6 protein-coding genes are annotated in these 6,677 nt (G+C 71.0%); 3 read left to right on the top strand and 3 right to left on the bottom strand.

Going from position 1 to position 6,677, the window contains the following annotated elements; all coding sequences use genetic code 11:
* The first annotated feature begins 226 nt into the window (after nucleotides 1-226).
* The gene (locus N4P33_RS30865; protein ID WP_260830241.1) at nucleotides 227-784 is read left to right on the top strand and encodes an acyl-CoA thioesterase; all 558 of its coding nucleotides are present in this window, start codon (nucleotides 227-229) and stop codon (nucleotides 782-784) included.
* 19 nt (nucleotides 785-803) lie between these two features.
* Here the strand turns inward: N4P33_RS30865 and N4P33_RS30860 are convergent, their stop codons facing one another.
* Nucleotides 804-2,279, bottom strand: coding sequence for an LCP family protein (locus N4P33_RS30860; protein ID WP_260830240.1), 1,476 nt, complete (start codon nucleotides 2,277-2,279; stop codon nucleotides 804-806).
* Nucleotides 2,280-2,408: 129 nt separating this feature from the next.
* Between N4P33_RS30860 and N4P33_RS30855 the strand changes: the two genes are divergently transcribed.
* Nucleotides 2,409-3,449: a glycosyltransferase family 2 protein gene (locus N4P33_RS30855; protein WP_260830239.1), complete on the top strand. Its 1,041-nt coding sequence runs from the start codon at nucleotides 2,409-2,411 to the stop codon at nucleotides 3,447-3,449.
* Between the two features lie 65 nt (nucleotides 3,450-3,514).
* Here the strand turns inward: N4P33_RS30855 and N4P33_RS30850 are convergent, their stop codons facing one another.
* Nucleotides 3,515-4,672 carry an acyl-CoA dehydrogenase family protein gene (locus N4P33_RS30850; protein ID WP_260830238.1) on the bottom strand — a complete coding sequence of 386 codons (1,158 nt, stop codon included), beginning with the start codon at nucleotides 4,670-4,672 and terminating at the stop codon, nucleotides 3,515-3,517.
* A gap of 191 nt (nucleotides 4,673-4,863) precedes the next feature.
* Between N4P33_RS30850 and N4P33_RS30845 the strand changes: the two genes are divergently transcribed.
* The gene (locus tag N4P33_RS30845; RefSeq protein ID WP_260830237.1) at nucleotides 4,864-6,207 is read left to right on the top strand and encodes a UDP-glucose/GDP-mannose dehydrogenase family protein; all 1,344 of its coding nucleotides are present in this window, start codon (nucleotides 4,864-4,866) and stop codon (nucleotides 6,205-6,207) included.
* Nucleotides 6,208-6,335: 128 nt separating this feature from the next.
* On the opposite strand, the gene N4P33_RS30840 is transcribed toward N4P33_RS30845, so the two are convergent.
* The coding region (locus N4P33_RS30840; protein WP_260830236.1) for a CGNR zinc finger domain-containing protein at nucleotides 6,336-6,677 on the bottom strand (342 nt) is incomplete at its 5' end.

Raw genomic sequence — 6,677 nt, 5'->3', positions numbered from 1 at the left:
CGGACCTGCCGCATCACGCGGGCGCTCTCGGGCTGCGCGCTCGCGCTGCCGCGTCCGTAGCGGCCGCCGCGGTTGTCGTCGGACCATGCCTCGGGCCAATCGTTCATGGGCCCCAGTGTGCAGGTCCGGGCGCTGTGCCATACAAGGGTCGTCGGAAAATAGGGGCGCCGCTGTTGCGAAGCTGACACAAATCACACGCATGTCACCTCGGCATAAGGTGGAGGCCATGACAGACCAGGCCCCAGCCGCACCGACGGAGACTCCCGACATCCCGGGCAAGCCCACCTCAGCGTCCCGTACGACCCTCAGCCACATCATGACCCACAGCGACACCAACCTTCTGGGCACGGTGCACGGCGGTGTGATCATGAAACTGGTCGACGACGCGGCGGGCGCGGTCGCCGGGCGGCACTCCGGCGGGCCCGCGGTCACCGCGTCCATGGACGAGATGGCCTTCCTGGAGCCGGTCCGCGTCGGTGACCTCGTCCATGTGAAGGCACAGGTCAACTGGACCGGGCGGACCTCGATGGAGGTCGGCGTGCGCGTGCTGGCCGAACGCTGGAACGAGTCCGCACCGCCCACCCAGGTCGGCTCGGCGTACCTGGTGTTCGCCGCCGTCGACGCGGACGGCAAGCCGCGCCGCGTACCGCCGGTGATACCGGAGACCGACCGGGACCGGCGCCGCTACCAGGAGGCCCAGATCCGCCGCACCCACCGCCTGGCCCGCCGCCGCGCGATCATGGAACTGCGGGAGAAGCGGGCGGCGGAGGGCTACGAGGACTGACGCCCAGCTCCCTCGTCCGCTACGACCCGCACCCCACCTCGTCGCCGCGCACGACCCCGAACTCGCCGCGGCCCGGGTCCTCGGCGCGGACCTTGCGGGCCTTCACGAAGTCCGCGCCCGCGATGACCTTCAGGGTCGCGCCCTGGCCCTTGACCGCGCGCAACTGGCTGCCCGGCAGCGCCGCCGCCAGGGACTTCGCGGAACGGTCCCAGCGGGGGTCGTAGGCGACGACAGTCCGCTTCACATCGCGCTGTGCCGCGTTGACGGGGGCCTTGGTGGTGGCGAAGCCGGTCGCCGCCAGGGCCGCGTCGACGCGGCGGCCGAGGCCGGCGGTCGCGGTGCCGTTCTCCACCTGCACGCGGATCTGCTTGGGGTCCACCGGGACACGCAGCGCGGCGTCGCGCGGGCGGTGCACGGAGAGCGGCTGGTCCCGGCGCAGCGCCTCGAAGATCCGCTCGGACTTCTCGGGGTCCCACTTCAGGGTCGAACCGACGCCCTTCACGGCGTACCCCATCCTCCCGATGGGCACGGTGGTGAACTCCGACGACGACGGCGAGAAGTTCCGCATCGCCCGGCCCAGGTCCAGCAGCTCGTCCGTGCCGAAGCCCTTGTCGGCGCGGACCGAGCCAAGGACGGCGAGGGTGACGTCGCGGAACTTCATCGGGTTCAGCAGGATCCCGGAGGACGTGACCCGGTCGACGAGGGCGGCCATGAAGCGCTGCTGGCGCTGCATCCTGCCGAGGTCGGAAGCGCCGTCGACATGGCGGGCGCGGACGTACTGCAGGGCCTGGCCGCCCTTGAGGGTGTGCCGGCCGGCGGGCAGGTCGAGTCCGGAGTGGCTGTCCTTGAGGTGCCGGTCGGTGCAGACCTCGACGCCGCCGACCACGTCGACGGTCTTCATGAAGCTGGTGAAGTCGACCTCCAGGTAGTGGTCGATCTTCACCCGGGTCATCTTCTCGACCGTGCGCACGGTCAGCTGCGGCCCGCCCTCGGCGTAGGCCGCGTTGAGCTTCACGGGGTGGCCCTTGTGCTCTTCGCCACTCACCCGGTCGGTGTGCGGGGGCGTCATGGCGTAGGAGTCGCGCGGCAGGCTCACCACACTGGCCCGCTCCCGGTCCTCCGAGATGTGCACGATCATGATCGTGTCGGTGCAGTGGCAGGGTGCGCCGCCCAGCCGGTACGCCCTGCGCTGCTCCTCGCTGAGCTTCTCCCGGCCGTCGGTGCCGACGAGCAGCACGTTCATGCCGTCACCGGCCTCCGGCCGGTTCTTCATGTCGCGGAACGGGTCGACGCGGTCGATCTCCGCGTCGAGGCTGGTGACGACCGTGTGCCCGATGCCGGCGGAGGCGAGCACCACCACGGACAGCGTCGTCACCGCCCGCATCACCCAGCGCGGCTTCCGGCGCGCGGGCGGACGCGGCCCGCCCCGGCGCTGCGCGGGCGGGCGGCGCTGAGGGGCGGTGCGGGGCCGGGGGGAGCGCGGCGGCGTGGGCAAGGGGGAACACCTCCGGACGACGGCCGTACGCGGGATCGTGAGCACGGTAGGCCGATACGATCTCCGGCCCGGCGTATCGCCCCCGGCGCGCGCGGCGGTGTCCCCCGTTCGCGGTAACGTGATGCCCCTATGAACGCCAATCCCGACGTGCGGCCCCCGGCCGTTTCCGTGATCATGCCCGTCCTCAACGAGGAGCGGCACCTGCGTGGCGCGGTCCGCGCGATCCTCGCCCAGGAGTACGCCGGCGAGATGGAGGTCGTGATCGCCCTCGGTCCGTCCACGGACCGCACGGACGAGATCGCCGCCGAGCTCGTCGCCGAGGATCCGCGGGTGCACACCGTGCCCAACCCGACCGGCCGCACCCCGGCCGCCCTCAACGCCGCGATCAAGGCCTCCCGCCATCCGATCGTCGTCCGCGTCGACGGGCACGGAATGCTCTCCCCGAACTACATCGCCACCGCCGTACGGCTCCTTGAGGAGACCGGCGCGCAGAACGTCGGCGGCATCATGCACGCCGAGGGCGAGAACGACTGGGAGCACGCGGTCGCCGCCGCCATGACCTCGCGCATCGGGGTCGGCAACGCCGCCTTCCACACCGGTGGCGAGGCCGGTCCCGCCGAGACCGTCTACCTCGGGGTCTTCCGGCGCGAGGCGCTGGAGCAGCAGGGCGGCTACAACGTGGAGTTCATCCGCGCCCAGGACTGGGAGCTGAACTTCCGCATCCGTGAGGCCGGCGGGCTGATCTGGTTCTCGCCGGAGCTGAAGGTGTCGTACCGGCCGCGGCCGAGCGTGCGGGCGCTGGCCAAGCAGTACAAGGACTACGGCCGCTGGCGGCACGTCGTGGCCCGCTACCACTCCGGCTCCATCAACCTGCGCTACCTCGCCCCGCCGACCGCCGTGTGCGCGATCGCGGCCGGGGCGGTCGTGGGCGCGCTGCTCACCCCGTGGGGCTTCGTGCTCCCGGGCGGCTACCTCGCGGCGATCCTGCTCGGCTCGATACCGGCCGGCAAGGGCCTGCCGCTGAAGGCCCGCCTGCAGATCCCGGTGGCGCTGGCCACCATGCACATGTCCTGGGGCTGGGGCTTCCTGACCAGCCCTCGCTCCCTGGCGAAGAAGGTCATCGCCTCGCGGCGTCCGGCCGTGCAGGCGGACAGCACACAGGCCGCCTGAACCAGGCACACAGCGAAAAGGGCGCTCGGCATCGAGCGCCCTTTTCACTGCGTCGACAGGGGGTTTTACGGCAGGTTGCGCGCCATGACGATCCGCTGGATCTGGTTGGTCCCCTCGTACACCTGCGTGATCTTGGCGTCCCGCATCATGCGCTCCACCGGGTAGTCACGGGTGTAGCCGTAGCCGCCGAGGAGCTGGACCGCGTCCGTGGTGACCTCCATGGCCACGTCCGAGGCGAAGCACTTCGCCGCCGCGCCCAGGTACGTCAGGTCCGCGTCCCCGCGTTCCGAGGCCGCCGCGGCCTGGTACGTGAGGGCGCGGGCCGCGGAGATCTTCATGGCCATGTCGGCGAGCATGAACTGGATGCCCTGGAAGTCGGCGATCGGCTTGCCGAACTGCTTGCGCTCCTGGACGTAGCCCTTGGCGTAGTCGAGGGCGCCCTGGGCGATGCCGAGGGCCTGGGCGGCGATGGTGATGCGGGTGTGGTCCAGGGTCTTCATCGCGGTGGCGAAGCCCGTGCCCTCCTCGCCGATCATGCGGTCGGCGGGGATGCGGACGTTGTCGAGGTAGACCTCGCGGGTCGGGGAGCCCTTGATGCCGAGCTTCCTCTCCGGGGCGCCGAAGGAGACGCCCTCGTCGGACTTCTCGACGACGAAGGCGGAGATGCCCTTGGAGCGCTTGGTGGGGTCGGTGACCGCCATGACCGTGTAGTACTCGGAGACGCCCGCGTTGGTGATCCAGCGCTTGACGCCGTTGAGGACGTAGTGGTCGCCGTCGCGGACAGCCTTGGTCTTCATGCCGGCCGCGTCGGAGCCGGCGTCGGGCTCGGAGAGGCAGTACGAGAACATGCCCTCGCCCTTGGCGAGCGGGGCCATGTAGCGCTTCTTGAGGTCCTCGGAGCCGGAGAGGATCACCGGGAGGGAGCCGAGCTTGTTCACGGCCGGGATCAGGGAGGAGGAGGCGCAGACGCGGGCGACCTCCTCGATCACGATGACGGTGGCGAGCGCGTCGGCGCCGGCGCCGCCGTACTCCTCGGGTACGTGGACGGCGTGCAGGTCGTTCGCGACCAGCGCGTCGAGGGCCTCCTGGGGGAAGCGGGCCTCCTCGTCCACCGCGGCGGCGTAGGGCGCGATCTTCGCCTCGGCCAGTGCGCGGACGGCGTCGCGGAGCATGTCGTGCTCTTCGGACGGGCGGTACAGGTCGAAGTCAGCCGATCCGGCCAAGGTCTCTCACGCTCCAAAACGCTGTGATGCTGGCGCTAACTACCGTTAAGTAACTCAAATTTTAGAACTTCACCCACGTCCGTGGATAGGTGAGCTTGACGACAGCACGGCGGATCGGGCGGTGGGTCCGCCCAGGCACCCCGGTTATGCTCGGGCCCGCACTTCCTGCCGTATACCTCTGGAGCACCCCCATGGCCCTCAAGATCACCGTGATCGGCACCGGTTATCTCGGCGCGACGCACGCGGCGGCCATGGCGGAGCTGGGATTCGAGGTGCTGGGCCTCGATGTCGTCCCGGAGAAGATCGACAAGCTGCGGCGCGGCGAGGTCCCGATGTACGAGCCGGGGCTCGAGGAACTGCTGCGCCGGCATGTGGCGGGCATCGAGGGGTCGACCGGGCGGCTGCGGTTCACGATGGACTTCGCCGAGCTGGGCGAGTTCGGCGATGTGCACTTCCTGTGCGTGAACACTCCGCAGCGGCACGGCGAGTACGCCTGTGACATGTCGTACGTCGACTCGGCGCTCGCCTCGCTGGCCCCGCATCTGAAGGGCCCTGCGCTGGTGGTGGGCAAGTCGACGGTGCCCGTGGGGTCGGCGGACCGGCTGGCCGCGTATCTGGCCGAGCACGCGCCGGCCAGTGAGGACGCCGAGCTGGCCTGGAACCCGGAGTTCCTGCGGGAGGGTTTCGCGGTGCAGGACACGCTGCACCCGGACCGGATCGTGGTGGGGGTCAGGAGCGAGCGGGCGGAGAAGCTGCTGCGCGAGGTGTACGCCACGCCGATCGCGGAGGGCTCGCCGTTCGTGGTGACCGACTTCCCCACCGCGGAGCTGGTGAAGACGTCCGCGAACTCGTTCCTCGCGACGAAGATCTCCTTCATCAACGCGATGGCCGAGGTGTGCGAGACCGCCGGCGGCGATGTCGCCAAGCTGGCGGAGGCCATCGGGTACGACGACCGGATCGGCAAGAAGTTCCTGCGCGCCGGGATCGGCTTCGGCGGCGGGTGTCTGCCGAAGGACATCCGGGCGTTCATGGCGCGCGCCGGTGAGCTGGGCGCGGATCAGGCGCTGACGTTCCTGCGGGAGATCGACTCGATCAACATGCGCCAGCGCGGCCGGATGGTGGAGCTGACCCGGCAGGCGCTGGGCGGCGGGCCGTTCCTGGGCAAGCGGGTGGCGGTGCTGGGCGCGACGTTCAAGCCGGACTCGGACGACGTGCGGGACTCGCCGGCGCTGAACGTGGCCGGGCAGATCCATCTCCAGGGCGGCCAGGTCACGGTCTACGACCCGAAGGGCATGGACAACGCCCGCAGCATCTTCCCGACGCTCGGTTACGCCGACTCGGCCCTGGAGGCCGTGCGGGGCGCGGACGTGGTGCTGCATCTGACGGAGTGGCGGGAGTTCCGGGAGCTGGATCCGGCGGCGCTGGGTGAGGTCGCGGCGGAGCGGCTGATCCTCGACGGGCGTAACGCGCTCGACCCGGAGGTGTGGCGTAAGGCCGGGTGGCGCTATCGGGCGATGGGGCGGCCCACCGCCTGAGAGTCCTGCCCTGTGAACGGGTGACGCCGGTTCGGCCGAGGCTCAGTCGGCCGAACCGGCGTCTTGTTGCATTCTGCACCACCGGGCGCGGGCGTGGTGCGGGGTCCTGCTGAGTCCTTCGGCTCCCGCTATCCCTTTCGCTCCTTCGGCGCCTTCGGCTCCTTCGCGCGGTAGCGGCGCATCTTCGCGCGGGCGCCGCAGACCTGCATCGAGCACCAGCGGCCGCGGCCTGCGGGGCTGCGGTCGTAGTAGGCCCAGTGGCAGTCGGCGGCCTCGCAGGCCTTGAGGCGGGTCCAGGTGCCCGCGGTGACCGCCTCGGCCACGGCCGCGGCCACGCGGGAGAGCAGGGGTCCGTCGTCGACGGGCGCGAGGGCGGCGGTGCCGTCGGCCGGGTCGACGGTGATCACCAGCGGGGCGCCCGCGAGCAGCTCGCCCAGCGGGGTGACCGCGCGGTGCGGCGGGTGCCCGGC

The sequence above is a fragment of the Streptomyces sp. 15-116A genome, assembly GCF_025290915.1.
In the GTDB taxonomy this organism is placed as follows: Bacteria; Actinomycetota; Actinomycetes; order Streptomycetales; family Streptomycetaceae; genus Streptomyces.
This window is presented reverse-complemented; position numbering and strand designations above follow the sequence as displayed.